Below are 17930 nucleotides of genomic sequence, written 5' to 3'. Positions count from 1 at the left end.
TTATACGAACTCAGCCCCCTCATAGAAAGTGGACCTCCGTAGCATGCACCAAAAGGTTACATCGAGCTGTGAGTTGCGGGCTGTATGTTGATAGTGCTCTGTGGTCAGGATGACAGGGATAACGCCAGCGCGTCCAGCTCCCCAGAAACGCTGTCAATCTCCTCGTTCAGGCGGGCGACTTCCCCCTCCGAAAGCCCGAGGGACGACGCAAGGGAGTCGACATCATCGGGGTTCAATTCATCGCCAATCCCCCTTTCTTTCAACAGCGCGTTGGCCAACTGGACCATAAGCACATACTGTTCATGCTCGCCATGATAGCCATCCTGCTGGTGCATTCCTGCAGCCTTGACCACCGGGCCAGGCAGTTCCCAAAGCCGGTGGAGGATACCGCCAATAGCGCCGTGGCCGACCGCAAGCATCTGTTGGTCATTGCTCGCGCCAAACACCTGCTGTTCCAGTGAGTGCATACTGGCGTCGGGATTGGCTTCACGCAACGAATTCAGCTCGTCGAACTCCTGGGGAAACAGGTGGCCGATCAGCAGTAGGCCGAAGTTGTGCAGCAGGCCACACAGATACGCCAGGCCTTTGTCGGAATGACACTTTGGCGCCAAGCGCTGGCAAACAAACGCGTTATACAGGGAGTGGCGCCAGAACTGGTCCATCCCCAACATGCCCTGGCGGGGCACTTCGAAAGCACGCACCGATGCGATACCCAGCGCAATATGGGCCACTCGATCGAACCCAAGAACCCGAGTCACCGCTTCCTGTACCGAGTTGATCTGACCGGGATAGTTAAACAGGGCAGAACGGGCATAGCGCATGATCTGTGCGGTAAGGCTGGGATCAAACTCAATCAACTCTCCCAGCTCGCGAGCGGTCGCCTCAGAATTCGCCGTCAAACGGAGAATGCGCAGCGCCAACGCCGGCATGGGCGGCAAGCGGTAGAGCTTCTGCAACTTGTCGGCCACCTCTTCCAGCGTCAGGGCATCGCGCTCGTCGTTGTTTTGCCCGCGAATGGCCAGGTGGCCCTGAGTGGCGTCTGCCAGAGCCCTTGCCAGAGAGGTACGGTCCAGCTCGAGGAGCGTGTTGTCGGTTCCGCAGCACATGAAGGCACGGGGATATCCCAGGATACCCTCATCGACGAGCACCGGCAGATCGTAGGCGGCCCCAACCGGTGGCTGGAAGCCCGGATCACAGTCGGCAAACAGCCGGGCGGACTGGCGGGCCGTTAACGGCTGCAGACGTCGGCCGGTCTGCTTGTGTACCAGGTCCATATCCAGACTGGTGTTGTAACCGTGAACGGCCATGACGACGCCATTGATATCGATCAGGGGCGTTGCCCGGATAAACTCATCCTGAGGCCGCCCGGACGCCATAACCGCGGCATCAAAGCTAAGCACCTGATCAATCTCAAGTTCTCGATAGGCAATTCCCTTGCCGGTTAAAAAGCGTTCCAGTCTTGCCGCTAACGCCACGGCGTTACTCCTGTTTTCTATGGTTCGCTGAACCTGCTTTAGCCAGTGTTCCGCATTCCGGCCGCAATACCGGCCATGGTGACTTTGAGTGCGCGCTCCACCATCTCGGGCACTTCGCCCTTCCCCTCGCCCTCACGGTCACGCTTGAGCAGTTCCGCCTGTAAATAGTGTAGCGGATCAGTATACGGATTACGTACACGCATGGAATGGGCAAACACAGGTTCCTGTTCCAGCAACGTGTCCTGCTGCTTCAATTCCAGTAAATGACGGACGCAGCCCTGCAGGCGCTCACGCAGGTTCTTCCCCAACTCAAGCAGTTTCGGATCATCGACCAACGTCTTTTCGTAGTAGCTGGCAATTCGCAGGTCAGATTTTGCCAGTACCATTTCCAGCATATCCACGTAGGTTTTGAAGAACGGCCATTGCTGCATCATTTCCCTCAACACCGGCACGCGGTCGTTGTGGAATGCCTCTTCCAGGGCGACGTCGCTGCCCAGCCAACTGGGCAGCATCATCCGCATCTGGGTCCACGCGAAGATCCAGGGAATAGCCCGCAGGCTTTCCACGCCTCCGCCGGGTTTGCGTCGTGCCGGGCGGCTACCGAGGGCCAGCTTGCCCAGCGCCTGTTCCGGGGTGACCTGGCGGAAATAAGGAACAAAATCCGGATTATCCCGGACCACATCACGGTAGGCTTTGAGAGAACGTTCGGTGAGCCAGTCCATAGCCTCCCGCCATTCCGGTTCTGGCCCTCGCGGTGGTGCCAGGGTAGCTTCGATCACGGCAGTGGTGTACAGCGTAAGGCTCTGTTCCGCCAGGCGGGGGAGACCAAACTTGAAGCGGATCATTTCACCCTGCTCGGTGATCCGGAAACTGCCGTTCACCGAACCAGGCGGTTGGGACAGAATTGCGCGGTTGGCCGGGCCGCCGCCACGGCCAACGGTGCCACCGCGGCCATGGAACAACGTGAGGTGCACGCCATACTGGTTGGCTACCTCGGTGAGTTTTTCCTGGGCCTGATACTGAGCCCAGGCGGCCATCATCTGGCCAGCGTCTTTGGAGGAATCGGAATAGCCAATCATGACTTCCTGCCGGCCTTCGCAATAATCCCGGTACCAGTCCACGCTATAGAGCGCCGCCATGCTGTCAGGGGCGCCGCGCAGGTCGTCCAGGGTCTCAAAGAGGGGAACCACCCGCATCGGGTTTTCCATTCCCGCTTCACGTAGCAGCAAAATCACGTTCAGCACGTCCGACGGTTTGCTTGCCATGGAGATGACATAAGATCCCAGTGCTTCTGGCGTCTGCTCTGCCACCACTTCGCAGGTGGCCAGCACCTCGGCGACTTCCTCTGAGGGCTTCCAGTGCCTGGGGATGAGTGGTCGGCGCCCCTTGAGTTCGCGCACCAGGAAGTCCTGGCGCTCCTGTTCGGACCAGGACAGGTAATCGCCAAGCCCCAGGTAATCCACCATTTCCGCAACCGCCTCGGCATGACGGGTCGACTCCTGGCGGATGTCCAGGCGAATCAGAGGCAAACCAAAGGTGTGAGCGCGGCGAATGGTGTCCAGCAGTGGGCCATTAGCAATGGATTCCAGCCCGCAGTCCACCAGGGACCGATAACAAAGCTCCAATGGACCCGTGAAGTCCTCGTTGGCAAACAGAATGCCTGAGGCGTCGGCTGGCTCGCCGGCAACGCTGGCTTCCGCCCAGTCTCGGGTTTTGATCAGTTTTTCCCTCAGCCCGGCCAGCACTTGGCGATAGGGTTCCCGGGTATCACCGGCGATGTCCTGCAGCTCGTCACTGGCCTGCCACATGGACAATTCCGCACGCAGGGACTGGATATCTCGCAGGTACAGGTCGGCCGCCATCCAGCGGCCCAGCAGGAACACCTTGCGGGTCACTTTATGGGTCACATTGGGGTTACCATCGCGATCACCGCCCATCCAGGAGGCGATTCGAATGGGCGACGCGTCCAACGGCAGGCCATTCCCCGTGGCATCTGAAAGCGACAGATCGAGGCTTCTCAGAAAACGCGGCAATGCCTGCCACAGGCTGTTTTCGATAACGGCAAACCCCCACTTGGCTTCGTCAACCGCCGTCGGGCGCTCATGCCGAATTTCGTCCGTGTGCCAGGCTTCGGTCACCAGTTGCGACAGGCGTCCGACAATTTCATCACGCTCCGCGGGCAACAGGTCCTCATGGTCCAGGCGGGCCAGGCAATCGGACATTTCGTCATACTTCATGATCAGTGTGCGGCGGGCCACTTCCGTGGGATGCGCTGTCAGAACGTACTCAATGCGAAGGTCGGCAACTCGCCTGTGCAATTCTTCGGCACTGACGCCACCGTCTTTGAGGCGGCCAAACACTTCTTCGAGGGATTCCACCATCAGGTCCGACTGGTGGCCCCGCTTGCGGCGGATACCGTGATATTGTTCCGCAAGGTTGGCCAGGTTCAGGAACTGGTTAAAGGCGCGGGTTACCGGCAGTAACTCGTCATCACGAAGTTTGCCCAGCAGATTGACGAGGCGCTGCCCCGATCCACTTTCCTGACGACGGTCAGCCTTGGCGGCCGCCCGCACTTCTTCTATCAACTCGTAACAGTCCTGTCCCGGGTGGCGCTGGATGCTTTGGCCCAGCAACTCACCCAACATGCGAACATTTTCTCGAAGGTCTGGGTGTAGCTCGGTCACATTGACGTCCTTTTAAATTGACGGAGGCGAAGTAAACTAACGATACTGTTTACTCCCATAAAGTCTTTCTAACGATTAAAGCCTGTGGCCGCAAGGAGTATTCATGAAAGTAACTGATCTGCCCAAGCATTGGGAAAGCAAGAAAGAGTCCGTTGAGCGGAGCCACGACTACAATCTCCGCTTGCCACTGGAAGACGCAGCACGCATAGCGGCATTGGCCGAGCTTTACCCGGACCGTTCAGAGAGTGACATACTGAATGACATGATTGGCGCCGCGTTGGACGACTTGGTCAGGCTGAGCCCGTTGAAGGACAAGCTGGAAAGCAAGGACAAATAAAGCGAGGGCACTTCTTTGCGGGGTGGCGAAGCCACCCCGTCGGGTATCGCAGGGTCGTCGTGATCACTCAGGCGTTAGCCTGATCAGGCAACCGATTCGAGCTGGCGCGCCTTCAGCCGCTGGATATGCTTCTGGCTGAGACTGATGAAGCGCGGGGTCATCCCCTGATCCTCATAGATTTCGAAGCCGTCTTCATCGAACGCAACAACCTTTGACCCCTGAACGTACGGAAAGCTGGTTTCCAGTTCATCCAGGGCAGCGGAAATCAGGTCCCGCATCAGGTCTTGGGAAGACTTCATCGGATACAATGCGGCCAGTTTTTCCAGTCGCTTGTGATGCTGGTCAGAGAGGTCGGCAAAATACGCATCACGGGTCAGCCGACCACGTGCGTGCTTGTCCCAGTAGTTGACCAGATCTTTGATTTTCATGGTGCCTTCACTCCTGCATCTTCTTGGTGGCCCACAGAGTGCACGAAATGTGTGCGCCCTTAACCGGAAGTGTAGACGAAGCGACCGCACCAGGTGCGGAAAACTTGGTAACGGATTGTACTTATCCGTTACGCTTTACGAGTCTTCTCAACCCCTTTGACAGCCTGCCAGACGGCATCCAATGCCTCCAGCGATTCGCCGTCAAAATCACGGCCTTCGCGTTTAAGGTACTCCTCAATAGCACGGAATCGTGCCTCAAACTTGTGATTGGTGCTATTGAGGGCCTGCTCAGGATTAACCTTCATAAAACGTGCCAGGTTAACGCACACAAATAACAGGTCACCCAGCTCATCCTCCACCGCCTCCGCCGGACCATCGCCGGAGCATGCGTCATACCAGGCTTTCTTTAGCTCATCGATCTCTTCATGAAGTTTCTCGAAGACCGGTTCAACCTCTGGCCAGTCAAAGCCGTGATTAGCAGCCCTGCGCTGAAGTTTCTCAGCACGCACCATGGCGGGGAGTGTTCGGGCTATTCCGTCGAGCCTGCTTGATGGCTCTGCCTCCGCAGAGGTCTTCGGCTTCGCTGCCCGCTCCTCTGCCTTGATACGTTCCCAACTTGCCTTGATGTCAGCCTCGCTGGGCCGGTTGTCCGGATCGATCCGGCTCTCCAGGGTGCCTTCCGGAAACACGTGGGGATGTCGCCGGACCAGCTTGCGTACGAGGTTATCAACCACCGAGTCGAAGTCGAAGTGGTTATCTTCCTTCCCCATCTGGCTGTAGAAGATCACCTGGAACAGCAGGTCACCCAGTTCGTCTTCCAGATGCGGGTAGTCTTCACGGTCGATGGCATCCGCAACCTCGTAGGCCTCTTCAATGGTGTGGGGCACGATGGTCTTGTAACTCTGCCGGGTATCCCACGGGCATCCTGACTCGGGGTCCCGCAGTCGCGCCATCAACGTTTTGAGATCATCAATGGAATAGCTCATGATCGCTTTCGCCTGACATTAATGATGTTGGGGAGATTGCGAATCTGGGCGAGCAACTTGGCCAACTGATCAAGGCTGGAAATTTCCAGGGTCACGGTCATCGTGGCGGTGTTCTCATCCTTGTTGGACAGGGTATTGAGTGCCAGAACGTCACTTTTGGAAGACGACAGCACCTGGGTGATATCCCGCAACAAGCCGGAGCGGTCGTAGGCTTCAATTTCGACATCAACGGGATACACGGCCACAGGCTGACCGCCCCAACTCACCTCGATAATCCGATTGGGCTCGAACTCCTTCAGATTCAGGAAGGTAATGCAGTCCTGCCGATGCACGGTGACACCACGACCGACGGTGATATAGCCGCCGATCGGGTCACCCGGCAGGGGTTTGCAGCATTTCGCCACCTGGGTTTTGAGTTTGCCAACGCCCAGAATCTGGATATCCGACTCGGTGTCGTAGGGCTTGCGCCTCTGGGTGCTGAGCTTGAGGTCCAACTGCTCGGATTTCGGCTCCAGCATCTGCTGGGCGACGTTGGCCACGTGGGTGGGGCGGAGATCGCCAGCCCCCACTGCAGCAAACATGTCCTCGGCGGCCTGGTAGTTCACTTTACGAGCCAGGTCGTTGAGGTCCACCTCGTACAGTGACAGGCGCTTGAATTCGTCTTCCAGAATGGCCCGACCATCGACAATGTTGCGATCGCGGTCCTGCTGTTTGAACCAGTGGGTAACCTTGGCCCGGGCACGGGAAGTCTGGATATACCCCAGGCTAGGGTTAAGCCAGTCACGGCTGGGCGCCTGGTTATTGGACGTGAGAATGGATATCTGGTCACCGGTCTTCAGCGGGTAGGTCAGCGGTACAATGCGGCTATTAACCTTGGCCCCGCGACAGGCATGGCCGATTTCCGTGTGCACGCGATAGGCGAAGTCCACCGGTGTCGCACCCTGAGGGAGGTCTACCACATGGCCTTCCGGTGTAAACACGTAGACCCGGTCGGAGGCAACATCAGACTTGAGATGATCCGCCAGCCCGGACAGGTCGCCGAGTTCTTCCTGCCATTCCAGCACCTGTCGCAGCCAGTTGATCTTGGCGTCATAGCCGACAGACCGGTTGCCCTTGTCCATGCCTTTGTAGAGCCAGTGCGCGCATACGCCGAGCTCGGCTTCCTCATGCATGGCCTGGGTACGGATCTGCACTTCCATCACCTTGCCTTCAGGGCCGATGACTGCCGTATGCAGAGACTGATATCCGTTTTCCTTGGGGTTGGCGACGTAATCGTCGAACTCGTTGGGAATATGGCGCCAGAGTGTGTGCACGATACCAAGCGCGGCGTAACAGTCACGGACCTCCGGCACCAGGATACGGACGGCCCGTACATCGTACACCTGGGAAAAGTCGATGCCCTTGCGCCGCATCTTCCGCCAGATACTGTAGATGTGCTTCGCACGCCCTGAAAGCTCACCTTCTATTCCAGAAGCAACCAGTTCGTCCCTGATGGTGGTGATCACACGCTTAATGTAGCTTTCGCGGTCAAGCCGTTTTTCATCGAGCAGCTTGGCGATCTTTTTGTAAGCGGTTTCATGCAGGTAGCGGAACGAGAGATCTTCCAGTTCCCACTTGATGTGACCGATACCCAGTCGATGCGCCAGCGGCGCATAGATATCAAACACTTCGCGGGCCACACGCATGCGCTTTTCTTCAGGCGCGTTTTTCACCGCACGAATGGCACAGGTGCGCTCTGCAAGCTTGATCAGCGCCACCCGGACGTCATCGATCATGGTGACCAGCATCTTGCGAACGTTGTCGAGCTGGCCCTCGGTCTGGCCCAGCACATTGCCCTTGAGCGGATGATGGATGGACGATATCGCCGCCATCTGCTGAACGCCGTCGATCAGCCCGGCCACTTCATCGCCAAATTCCTTGCGGATTTTGTCCAGGGGAATGCGCTCTTCACGCACGGCCCGGTACAGTATGGCAGCCACCAGGCTGGTCTGGTCGAGGTGCAGTTCCACCAATACCTGAGCCATTTCTATACCGGTGCGGAAGCTGCTGGCACCCGGGGCCCAAACCCTGTCTTCGCGCACCGCCTGGACATCAATGGCGGCGGCCATTTCACAGGCCCGCCGGAACTGTTCAGCATTCTCAAGATGCGTCTGTGACTCAATCTGACGGACCCAACGTTCGATATCAACTTGGCCGTCACCCGTCACTGCATAGTCTTCGCGAACTTTTACCATATCGCTCTTGTTCTTCCTGGTCGCTTATCCAGCCATCCGTGACCGGTCCCGAGAGGCATCAATTATCCACGCGCTCGAACATCGCCATGGATTCAACATGAGTGGTGTGGGGGAACATGTCCATAACGCCCGCCCTCACCAGCCGGTAGCCATTTCGCACCATTACCCCTGCGTCCCTGGCCAGTGTGGCCGGGTTACAGGAGACATAAACAATTCGCTTCGCACCAAAAGCCGTCAGGTATTCGCACACTTCCTGGGCTCCGGAACGCGGCGGATCAATCAGGATTTTGTCAAACCCTTCCGCTGCCCACGGTTGTGCCGTGAAATCCGCCTGCAAGTCAGCGCCGTGGAATGCGACATTCGATAACCCGTTGAGTTCCGCATTTTCCCGTCCGCGAACCACCATGGCGTCGTCACCTTCCACCCCAACCACCTGCCCGGCGCGGCGGGCCAGCGGCAGGGTGAAATTCCCCAGTCCGCAGAAAAGGTCCAGCACCCGCTCATCAGGCTGAATATCCAGCCACTCAACGGCCCGGTGTACCATGTTGCGATTGATGTCCACATTGACTTGGGTAAAGTCCATGGGATGGAACTTCATAGTCAGGTCGAATTCTTTCATCCCGTAGGACAGACGCTCCTCGCCGGATTCAGGCCAGATTCTGTGGACGGTATTCGGCCCTTTCGGTTGCAGATAGATATGCAATTCATGGGCCTGGCCGAAGCCAATCAACGACTGCATATCGGAGTCGCTCAGCGGGTCCATGTTGCGAAATATCATCGCCGCCGAATCGTCGCCGCAGGCGACTTCCACCTGCGGTATGCGCCGATAGGCTTCCATACCATGGAGCAGTTCACGTAGCGGAGTGATGCGGTCGCCGATACGAGAATCCAACACTACGCAGCGATCAATATCAGTCAGGAAACTGTTGCGCTTTTCCCGGAACCCGACCAGCACCGATTCCCGTGCTGGCACGTATTTCACACCCAGCCGCGCCTTTCGACGATACCCCAGGGCCGGGGAACGCATGGGCGCCACCCACTCTTCCGGTTCTATGCCCCCAAAATGGGCAAAGTGTTCCCGCAAGGTATCTTCCTTGAAGCGGATCTGGGCATCGCCACTCATGTGCTGGAGACTACACCCACCACAAAGGTCGGCAAAATCGCAGGGCGGTGTCATACGGGCGTCGTCGGCTTCAAGCACTTCCACAGCCCGCAATTCATCGAACTTGCTGCGTGTAGTGATAAATTTGGCCATGACCGTCTCGCCAGGCAGGGCGCCATCGACGAACTGTGCCTTACCGTTGTCCCTGGCGATGCCCCGGCCATCGTGACTGAGGGTTTCCACCACACAACGCACTGGTTCGATTGGCAGGGCCTTCCTGCGTCTTCTACTCATAGAAAGTCTCTTAACTGGATTCAGGATTTGCCGGTTTCAGGCACCTTTTATCGGGTTCAGGCAACAGGGAAAACGCCGGTGGACAGGTAGCGGTCACCCCGGTCACAAATAATGGCCACGATTACCGCGTTTTCAACCTGTGCCGACAGTTTGAGGGCTGCAGCGATGGAGCCACCTGACGAAACACCACAGAAAATGCCTTCCTCACTGGCCAAGGCACGCATGGTGTCCTCAGCTTCCTGCTGGCCGATGTCCATGACCGTATCCACACGGGTGGCATCAAAAATTTTCGGCAGGTACGGCTCCGGCCAGCGCCGGATGCCTGGGATGGACGCCCCTTCCTGGGGCTGCAGGCCAACAATCTGGATATCGGGATTCCGTTCCTTGAAGTACCTGGACACGCCCATGATGGTCCCGGTAGTACCCATGGAGCTGACAAAATGCGTGACCCGCCCTGCCGTCTGCTCCCAGATTTCCGGGCCGGTGGTGCGGTAATGAGCCAGAGGGTTGTCCTGGTTGGCGAACTGATCCAGTACTTTGCCCTTGCCTTCCGCTTCCATCTGTTGGGCCAGGTCGCGAGCGGTTTCCATGCCTTCTTCTTTGGTGACGGTGACAATTTCCGCCCCATAGGCGCGCATCGATGCCCGACGCTCCTCGCTCATATTTGCTGGCATGATCAGCACCATACGGTAGCCCTTGATGGCTGCCGCCATCGCCAGAGCAATTCCGGTATTTCCACTGGTGGCCTCGATCAGGGTGTCGCCCGGTTTGATCTCCCCCCGGCGTTCCGCTTCCTGGATCATGCTGATGGCAGGACGGTCTTTCACCGAGCCGGCGGGGTTGTTACCCTCAAGCTTGGCCAGAATGACATTGCTGGTTTCGCCCGGAAGCCGCTGCAGACGCACAAGAGGCGTATGCCCTACATAATCTTCGATGGTCGGGAAATGCATGTTGTAATCTTCCTCAATTCTTCCGGAACCCGCCGCCAGCCGGTAACGCCGACGATACAAGCCTGTGATACACTCCGGATTCGCATGATACGCGGAATAGCCGCAGTCTCCCAATACAGCTTCTCGCTATATCCATGACTGTGGGCTATATCCGGGGACGCCATTACGGCCAGACTGCGTGGAATCAACTATTCTGACAGGGAAGAATGCCGGACATCAGGCCGGCGACGTCAATCGGGAACTCACTATGCGGCGCTGGGGCATACGCAAAAAAGTACTGGTGGTGACACTCGTCCCCACCCTTCTGACCACTTTGATGCTGGGGCTTTTCTTCACCTACAGCTGGGTCAACAACATTGAGAGCCTCCTGCAGGACCGTGGCGAGTCACTTTCACGGCAGTTGTCGGCCGGCTCGGAATACGGCCTGTTCACCGCCAACCGAAGCCTGCTCAGCAGCTTATCCAACGCCCTCCTTGAAGAGCAGGATGTGCGCTCTATTACCTTCTTCGACAGCGAGCATAACCGACTGCTGCATACAGGCCCAGGTAGCTCCGATGATATTAGCAAGGACGCGTTGACGGGCGAAGAAGCGGCACGGGTTACCCGCTCCGACAGTACCGTTTTCGTGACACCCGTCTATCTTCAGGACCTGATGATCGAAAGCATGCTGGACCCGGATTCCCGCCAGAACGTGGGCGCGGGTAAGAAACCGATCGGCTGGGTAACCGTGGAGATGTCCCACATACGCACCGAGAAGGAGACTTATAAAGCACTGCTGATTTCCCTGTTGCTCGTGTTAGGCGGCGTACTGCTCAGCCTGATGATCGCGCTGCGCATGAGCCGCTCATTTACCGATCCGGTCTTTGAACTCAATGAGGCGGTGGCCAAACTCAAGGAAGGCAAGTTGGACACCCGCGTCTATACCCGCGCCGGCCCGGAATTTGAGCAACTGGAATCCGGCCTGAACGCCATGGCGGGAGAACTGAGCAAAGCCCAGGCAGAGATGCAGCAGAACATTGACCAGGCCACGGAAGACCTGAGGGAAACCCTGGAAACCATCGAAATCCAGAACATCGAACTGGATTTCGCCCGCAAGGAAGCCCTGGAAGCCAGCCGCATCAAGTCGGAATTTCTGGCCAACATGTCCCACGAGATCCGTACTCCTCTGAATGGCATCATCGGCTTTACCGAGTTACTGCTGAAAAGCCCGCTACCGCGGCAGCAGCGGGATCACCTGAGCACTATCCGCAAATCGTCTGAAATCCTGCTAACCATCATCAACGACATTCTGGATTTCTCCAAGATCGAGGCCGGCAAACTCATCCTCGACCGTATTCCCTTCCAGCTCCGGGACATCGTAGAAGAAGTCATGGTCATGCTGGCCCCGGCAGCCCATAGCAAGAACCTGGACCTGGTGCCACTGGTCTACAACGATGTACCTGACAACATCATGGGTGATCCACTGCGGGTAAAGCAGGTGATCACCAACCTGGTCAACAATGCCATCAAGTTCACCCAGACCGGTGAAGTGGTTCTGCGTGCCAGCCTTGAAGAAGAAGATAAAGAAAGCAACCGGATCACCCTGAGGCTCAGCATTACCGATTCCGGTGTTGGGCTCTCACGCGCTCAGCAGCAATCCCTGTTCAACGCCTTCAGCCAAGCCGACGCTTCCACTGCTCGCCAGTACGGGGGGACCGGGTTGGGGCTTGCGATCTCCAAGCGCCTGGTTGAGGAAATGGGCGGTAAAATCGGGCTTGAGAGTGAGCTGGGCAAAGGATCCACATTCTGGTTTACTCTGACCTCGGAACTGTCTTCCACCGGCGAAGCCATCGCGCCCAAAGACGCGCTTCATGGTGAAAGGGCCATCTATCTGGATCAACAGAAAACCACCGGCCTGGCGGTGGAACACATGCTCCGGGAATGGGGCATGACGGTAGACCGGGTATCATCACCAGGTGCCATGCAGGAACAGATCGAGGAAGCCCAAAAAGAGCAGTCCGGCTACGCCGTTGCGGTTGTTGGCATCACCCGTCACTTGCTGAATTCAAGCCAGTATTGTTCGTTGGTGAGATCCCTGGAGCTGGAGCGGGATTGCCGTACACTGCTGTTGACCCCCACCCTTGAAACCCACGATACACCACTGTCGGGGCTGGCCAGTGGTCACCTGACCAAGCCAGTCTGCCGCGATTCCCTGTATGACGAATTGTTGTTGCTGGTGCACGGTATCAGCAACCGGCAACGCCCGTTACCGGACCATTCCCCTGCCATTAGCCGTGAGCTGCCGGCCCAATCAACACGCGTGCCCAGGGTGCTGGCGGTGGACGATAACGATGCCAACCTGAAGCTGGTAATGACCCTGCTCAACGACTGCGGCGTTGTGGCGGAGGGCGCAACCAGCGGCTTTGAAGCTCTGAGCAAGGCCCGCCAACACTCGTTCGACCTGGTATTCATGGATCTGCAGATGCCCGGAATGGATGGGGTGGAAACCACGGAGAGATTGCGAAGCCTGGATGGCACCAGCCATCGTACTCCGATCATTGCGCTCACAGCCCATGCCCTTGCTGAGGAGCAGGACCGCCTGATCCAGCAGGGATTCGATGGCTACCTGGCCAAACCCATCAGCAACAGCCAGCTGATCGACATTATTCACGACTACACTGGCTATACCTGCCGCCCCGACCCGGATGGTGGACACCTGCCGGTACCCGAAGTACGCGATACACGCCGCTCGGTTCGCCCATCGACCAGGAAGAAACAGCCTGACTGTGTCAGCGTGGCCGAAAGCATACAGCTGGCCGCCGGAAAAGCAGATCTGGCTGAGGAACTGTTCAGCATGCTGGTCGAACAGATCCATACCGATATCGACCAAGTGCCTGCACTCTGGAGCAAAGGCGACATGGATGAGCTTCTGGAGTGCGTCCACAAACTGCATGGTGCAACGCGTTACTGTGGTGTGCCGGAATTACGCGCTGCTGCAAACCAATTGGAAACCGCCTTGAAATGCGCAGCGCCAGACATGGAATACCAGAAAGATCAATTGCTAGTGGCCATGGAGCGCTTGCAGACCTGGAGCGAACAGACTGACTGGCAGCAGTTGTTCCGGCAGCAGAACCCTCAGCAGGCAACCGTGGACTGAAGGACGATCAGCGCCTTAGGCTCGGGCGCTTTCGAGGATTGCTTTCATATCCTTTACCGCCTCTTTAAGCCCGGTAAACACCGCCCTGGCAATAATGGCATGGCCAATGTTCAGTTCGTTGATACCCGCGATGGCGGCAACGCGCTCAGTGTTGTGGTAGTGCAGCCCGTGGCCGGCGTTGACCACCAACCCTTTCTTGCGGGCGTAGGTCACCGCCGCGAGCAAGGTGTTAAAAGCTGTCTCGACAATTTGAGGATCTGTCGCTTCCGCGTATTCCCCCGTGTGCAGTTCCACCACCGGCGCACCGCAACGGACTGCCGCATCAATCTGCGTCACATCCGGGTCGATAAACAATGAGACCTCGGCACCAACCTTTGCCAACCGGTCACAGGCTTTGGCCACCCGCGCCTCCTGGCCGTCCACATCCAGGCCGCCCTCAGTCGTCAATTCTTCGCGCTTCTCCGGCACCAGGCATACACATTCCGGCCGCACCTGCTCGGCAAATGCCAGCATGGCATCAGTGACCGCCATTTCCAGGTTCATCTTGGTAGTGAGGATTTCCTTCAGCAAAAGCACGTCACGATCCTGGATATGCCTGCGATCTTCGCGAGGATGGATGGTGATACCATCGGCGCCCGCCTCTTCCGCCAGAATCGCCGCCTGTACCGGATCCGGATACCGGGTCCCCCTGGCCTGACGCAAGGTAGCAACATGGTCAATATTCACACCCAGCAAAACTCTGGGCTTCATTGCGCTAGAGGTCATTGCGATCTCCTCGATGATGACTGAACAGACTTCGGCTATGGAGCACCTTGCCCTGCAACAGATAATCTACAAGCACTCTCGTTACCCGCTTGGCAACGCGCCGGCATTCAGCAGCCTCAAGATCGCCGGAGGCCAACGCCAACAGTGTGCCGCCTGGCAGGTTCTGGAGCCTGGCACCTGGAGAGGGGGCAGCCAGAATCCCCTGCTCCGGATCATAGCAATAAAGTCCCGCGGCCTCGACTGGCTGCCCGGTATCCGTGGTCTCGTCCCAGGCGAAATCATAGCCCAGTTCGGCGGCAAAGGATTGTTCAAAACGACGCAGGACCGGCTCAACATCATTGGCTTCCGACAACTCGGCAATCACGTCAATGTACGAAGCGAACAGCTGGGGATGAGGATCGGCCATCGGCAGCAGTCGCTGCAATAGCTCGTTGACGTAAAGGCCACTGTATAGGGAGAGAGTGCGTTTCAGGGAGGGGCCGCAGCGAACGTCCGCCTGGGTCAGCGTCTTCAGGTCGCTGCGCCCAGTCCAGTCCAGCAGCAGAGGCTGGAAAGGCTGCAACTGTGCTTTGAGCGGGCTCTTTGCACTGTTGCCACCACGGGCGACCACCGTTACCCGACCCGCGTTGAGGGAAAACACATCCACCATCAGACTGGTTTCGCGCCAGGGCCGGCGGTGAAGGACATACGCGGGCTCCTGTTGCATTGGCCCCGTCATAGACGCCTCAGAAGTCGTTCATACCCAGGCTTTTCAATGCCCGGTCACTGTCCGCCCAACCCCGCTTGACCTTGACCCAGAGCCTCAGCATGACTTTACTATCGAACAGGCGCTCCATATCCGTTCTGGCTTCCTGACCGATGCGGCGCAGGCGTTCGCCCTTGTCGCCAATAATGATCTTTTTCTGGCCTTCACGTTCTACCAGTATCAGCGCAGAAATGTGAAGGGTTTTACCATCCTTGCGAAACTCTTCGATTTCGACCGCCACGGAGTACGGCAGCTCTGCCCCCAATTGCCGGGTAATCTTCTCCCGCACCATTTCGGAGGCCATAAAGCGTTCGCTGCGATCCGTGATCTGGTCATCCGGGTAAAAGTGCACACTTTCCGGCAGGAACCGACTGACCGCAGCCTCCAGAGGATCCAGATTCATCTCCTTCAGTGCCGACAAAGGAATGATTTCGGCAAACTCGCGCTTTCGGGACAGCATATCCAGATGGGGCAATAGCGCCTCGCGATTCTCAATACGATCGACCTTGTTCACCGCCAGGATCACAGGACACTTCAGACTACTGAGTTTTTCCAGAACCATTTCATCCGCCGTCGTCCACGCCATCTGGTCGACAACAAACACAGCGACATCGACATCCTTGAGGGCCGATGTCGCCGCCTTGTTCATATACCGGTTAATGGCACGGGGCTCTTCCTCGTGCATGCCCGGTGTATCCACGTAGATTGCCTGAACCGGGCCTTCGGTCTTGATACCCAATACCTGATGGCGTGTAGTCTGGGGCTTACGGGACGTGATACTGAGTTTCTGGCCAAGAATGTGGTTCAGCAATGTGGACTTGCCCACATTGGGCCGGCCGACTATCGCCACAAAACCACAACGGCTGTCCGGATTTTCCGGGCGGGTCACATCATTCATCAGTCATTCTCCACACCCAGTTGCTTAAGGGCATTGCGGGCGGCCTGCTGCTCGGCAATTCGACGGCTATTGCCAGTGCCGGTCGTTTTTCGGTCCAGCGATGGCAGGGCACAGGAAACATGGAACGTCTGGGCGTGGGCTTCACCGTCCACGGAAATGACGTCATAGCGTGGCAGCGGAAACTGCCGTGACTGCAAGTACTCCTGAAGCCGGGTTTTGGGATCTTTCTGGGTATCCTGCAGATCCAGCTTCTGAAGGCGCACCTCAAACCAGCGCAAAATCTGTTCCCGACAGGTGTGAAAATCACTGTCCAGGTATATGGCACCGATGATGGATTCAACAGCGTCGGCAAGGATGGATTCACGACGGAAACCACCACTCTTCATTTCACCGGAACCCAGCCTGAGATACTTGCCCAACTCGAATTCACGACCAATTTCAGCCAGGGTGACACCCTTGACCATACGGGCCCGAAGACGACTTAACTGGCCTTCCCGGGCTTTTTCAAAATGCAGGTACAGATATTCAGCAATAACCATGTTAACGATGGAATCGCCCAGGAATTCAAGGCGCTCGTTGTTCTGGTTGCCAAAACTTCTATGGGTCAGCGCCAGCAACAGCCGCTCAGGCGTCTTGAACTGATAGCCAATGCGTCGCTGTAACTGCTCGAGATCCGGTTGCGAACTCACTTGCCCTTCATCTCATACTCATGTTGAAAGTGGATAATGGTATCCACATTACGGAACAGGTTATTGCGGACTTCGTAATCCACATTGATGATAACCAGATCGCCGTCTTTCTGGACGGTGATATTCTTTTCATCAAAACCGCGAACATTATTCACGCTCAGGCGCTTGTTAATCAGACTTCTCACCTGCGCGGGGCCCATCGTGGAAAGATCCTCTGTCCCTTCCAGACTCTCAAGCGCTTCCTGAATGGTAATGTCATCAAGATACGCAGGCCCCAACTTGATGGCCAGCGTCAGCAAGCCACCGAAAAAGAGCACCATAATCATGATAACGAGCGCCGATGCACCCGACTGCCTGTGCATGGAGGAAAGACTGTTCTTCTTCATGTTAGATACACCCCTGAATAACAACGCACTTATTCCAAACCGCCCACACGGTCAAAGGATGGCAGACTGGTGAGCGATTGCCAGTGCATCCAGATCGCGAACGCCTTGCCAACGACCATTTCGTCCGGAACAAAGCCCCAATAACGACTGTCATTACTGTTGTCCCGATTATCACCCATCACGAAATACTCGCCTTCCGGCACCACCCACTCGCCTTCTCCAGAGCGCCCCGTGCGCCCCAGGGTCAGGAAGATGTCGTGCTCAACTTCGCCCAAGTCTTCACGCCTCAGCTCCACCGGTGGCAGACGGGCGACAAAGCGTGCCTCCACTTTATCGCCGTTGATAAACAGCTCCCGATTTTCATATCGAATACGGTCGCCCGGCAGCCCAACCACCCGTTTGATGTAATTGGTGCTGCCATCTTCCGGATAGCGGAACACCATGATGTCACCACGCTGGGGGTCATCCACCGAGAGGACCTTGGTACCAGCTACCGGCAAGCGAAGCCCGTAGGCGTATTTGTTAACGAGGATGAAGTCTCCGACCTCCAGGGTAGGCAACATGGAGCCGGACGGGATCTGGAAAGGCTCCACCAGAAACGAGCGCAGGACCAGCACTACCGCCAGCACCGGGAAGAATGAACGGCTAAGATCGACGAGGTAGGGTTCCTTCGGCTCTTCCTCAGCCTCAACCTCCCCGCTGGCGCCTTCTGCGACCGCGAGCCTGCGTTTGCGCAGAAATACAACGTCCAACAACCAGATCAGCCCCGTTGCAAACGTCAAAACAACCAGAACCAGGGGAAAATCAATATCCATTCAGGT

At 57.1% G+C, this 17930-nt stretch carries 15 protein-coding genes; 2 read left to right on the top strand and 13 right to left on the bottom strand.

Annotated features, from left to right (window positions below; translation table 11 throughout):
* Positions 1–104: 104 nt before the first annotated feature.
* Together AC0B60_RS00820 and ppc are read right to left on the bottom strand one after the other, a co-directional pair.
* On the bottom strand, positions 105–1475 hold the full coding sequence (locus AC0B60_RS00820) for an HDOD domain-containing protein (RefSeq protein WP_465083275.1): 1371 nt from the start codon (positions 1473–1475) through the stop codon (positions 105–107).
* Between the two features lie 38 nt (positions 1476–1513).
* Positions 1514–4159, bottom strand: a complete 2646-nt coding sequence (gene ppc, locus AC0B60_RS00815) for a phosphoenolpyruvate carboxylase (RefSeq protein ID WP_465083273.1) — start codon at positions 4157–4159, stop codon at positions 1514–1516.
* Positions 4160–4262: 103 nt separating this feature from the next.
* On the opposite strand from ppc, the gene AC0B60_RS00810 reads away from it, so the two are divergent.
* On the top strand, positions 4263–4496 hold the full coding sequence (locus tag AC0B60_RS00810; protein ID WP_465083271.1) for a hypothetical protein: 234 nt from the start codon (positions 4263–4265) through the stop codon (positions 4494–4496).
* Between the two features lie 83 nt (positions 4497–4579).
* On the opposite strand, the gene AC0B60_RS00805 is transcribed toward AC0B60_RS00810, so the two are convergent.
* The 5 genes from AC0B60_RS00805 to cysM form a co-directional block, all read right to left on the bottom strand.
* On the bottom strand, positions 4580–4924 hold the full coding sequence (locus AC0B60_RS00805; protein WP_007152055.1) for a hypothetical protein: 345 nt from the start codon (positions 4922–4924) through the stop codon (positions 4580–4582).
* A gap of 128 nt (positions 4925–5052) precedes the next feature.
* Positions 5053–5910: a nucleoside triphosphate pyrophosphohydrolase gene (gene mazG / locus AC0B60_RS00800; RefSeq protein WP_465083269.1), complete on the bottom strand. Its 858-nt coding sequence runs from the start codon at positions 5908–5910 to the stop codon at positions 5053–5055.
* Positions 5907–8144 (bottom strand): GTP diphosphokinase, encoded by a 2238-nt coding sequence (gene relA, locus AC0B60_RS00795; RefSeq protein ID WP_465083267.1) that lies wholly within the window; start codon positions 8142–8144, stop codon positions 5907–5909. The genes mazG and relA overlap by 4 nt, the downstream gene beginning before the upstream one ends.
* A 58-nt stretch (positions 8145–8202) precedes the next feature.
* Entirely contained in the window at positions 8203–9540 is a 1338-nt protein-coding gene (gene rlmD / locus AC0B60_RS00790) for a 23S rRNA (uracil(1939)-C(5))-methyltransferase RlmD (protein WP_465083265.1), read from the bottom strand.
* A gap of 56 nt (positions 9541–9596) precedes the next feature.
* Positions 9597–10490: a cysteine synthase CysM gene (gene cysM, locus AC0B60_RS00785; protein ID WP_465083916.1), complete on the bottom strand. Its 894-nt coding sequence runs from the start codon at positions 10488–10490 to the stop codon at positions 9597–9599.
* A gap of 247 nt (positions 10491–10737) precedes the next feature.
* Between cysM and AC0B60_RS00780 the strand changes: the two genes are divergently transcribed.
* Complete coding sequence (locus AC0B60_RS00780; protein ID WP_465083914.1) at positions 10738–13626, top strand: response regulator; 2889 nt, start codon at positions 10738–10740, stop codon at positions 13624–13626.
* A gap of 15 nt (positions 13627–13641) precedes the next feature.
* On the opposite strand, the gene pdxJ is transcribed toward AC0B60_RS00780, so the two are convergent.
* Genes pdxJ through lepB form a run of 6 tightly spaced genes read right to left on the bottom strand, consistent with a single transcriptional unit; the run spans position 13642 to position 17924 of the window.
* Positions 13642–14376 carry a pyridoxine 5'-phosphate synthase gene (gene pdxJ / locus AC0B60_RS00775; protein WP_465083912.1) on the bottom strand — a complete coding sequence of 245 codons (735 nt, stop codon included), beginning with the start codon at positions 14374–14376 and terminating at the stop codon, positions 13642–13644.
* 4 nt (positions 14377–14380) lie between these two features.
* Entirely contained in the window at positions 14381–15109 is a 729-nt protein-coding gene (gene recO / locus AC0B60_RS00770; RefSeq protein WP_465083263.1) for a DNA repair protein RecO, read from the bottom strand.
* A 7-nt stretch (positions 15110–15116) separates the two neighbouring features.
* The gene (era, locus tag AC0B60_RS00765) at positions 15117–16034 is read right to left on the bottom strand and encodes a GTPase Era (protein ID WP_465083261.1); all 918 of its coding nucleotides are present in this window, start codon (positions 16032–16034) and stop codon (positions 15117–15119) included.
* Entirely contained in the window at positions 16034–16723 is a 690-nt protein-coding gene (gene rnc / locus AC0B60_RS00760) for a ribonuclease III (RefSeq protein ID WP_465083259.1), read from the bottom strand. Before rnc ends, era begins: the two co-directional genes overlap by 1 nt.
* Positions 16720–17109 (bottom strand): DUF4845 domain-containing protein, encoded by a 390-nt coding sequence (locus AC0B60_RS00755; RefSeq protein WP_465083257.1) that lies wholly within the window; start codon positions 17107–17109, stop codon positions 16720–16722. The genes rnc and AC0B60_RS00755 overlap by 4 nt, the downstream gene beginning before the upstream one ends.
* Before the next feature lie 29 nt (positions 17110–17138).
* Positions 17139–17924: a signal peptidase I gene (gene lepB / locus AC0B60_RS00750; RefSeq protein ID WP_465083255.1), complete on the bottom strand. Its 786-nt coding sequence runs from the start codon at positions 17922–17924 to the stop codon at positions 17139–17141.
* Between the last annotated feature and the right edge of the window lie 6 nt (positions 17925–17930).

It is taken from the genome of Marinobacter sp. V34 (assembly GCF_055524115.1).
Note: the sequence above shows the minus strand (reverse complement) of the source record. Positions and strands in the feature narration are given on the sequence as shown.

What these genes read in the sequence shown, in the direction of transcription:
- AC0B60_RS00810 (WP_465083271.1), top strand. Translation starts at nt 4,263, where the DNA reads ATGAAAGTAACTGATCTGCCCAAGCATTGGGAAAGCAAGAAAGAGTCC.
- AC0B60_RS00805 (WP_007152055.1), bottom strand. Translation starts at nt 4,924, where the DNA reads ATGAAAATCAAAGATCTGGTCAACTACTGGGACAAGCACGCACGTGGT.
- mazG (WP_465083269.1), bottom strand. Translation starts at nt 5,910, where the DNA reads ATGAGCTATTCCATTGATGATCTCAAAACGTTGATGGCGCGACTGCGG.
- relA (WP_465083267.1), bottom strand. Translation starts at nt 8,144, where the DNA reads ATGGTAAAAGTTCGCGAAGACTATGCAGTGACGGGTGACGGCCAAGTT.
- rlmD (WP_465083265.1), bottom strand. Translation starts at nt 9,540, where the DNA reads ATGAGTAGAAGACGCAGGAAGGCCCTGCCAATCGAACCAGTGCGTTGT.
- cysM (WP_465083916.1), bottom strand. Translation starts at nt 10,490, where the DNA reads ATGCATTTCCCGACCATCGAAGATTATGTAGGGCATACGCCTCTTGTG.
- AC0B60_RS00780 (WP_465083914.1), top strand. Translation starts at nt 10,738, where the DNA reads ATGCGGCGCTGGGGCATACGCAAAAAAGTACTGGTGGTGACACTCGTC.
- pdxJ (WP_465083912.1), bottom strand. Translation starts at nt 14,376, where the DNA reads ATGAAGCCCAGAGTTTTGCTGGGTGTGAATATTGACCATGTTGCTACC.
- recO (WP_465083263.1), bottom strand. Translation starts at nt 15,109, where the DNA reads ATGACGGGGCCAATGCAACAGGAGCCCGCGTATGTCCTTCACCGCCGG.
- era (WP_465083261.1), bottom strand. Translation starts at nt 16,034, where the DNA reads ATGAATGATGTGACCCGCCCGGAAAATCCGGACAGCCGTTGTGGTTTT.
- AC0B60_RS00755 (WP_465083257.1), bottom strand. Translation starts at nt 17,109, where the DNA reads ATGAAGAAGAACAGTCTTTCCTCCATGCACAGGCAGTCGGGTGCATCG.
- lepB (WP_465083255.1), bottom strand. Translation starts at nt 17,924, where the DNA reads ATGGATATTGATTTTCCCCTGGTTCTGGTTGTTTTGACGTTTGCAACG.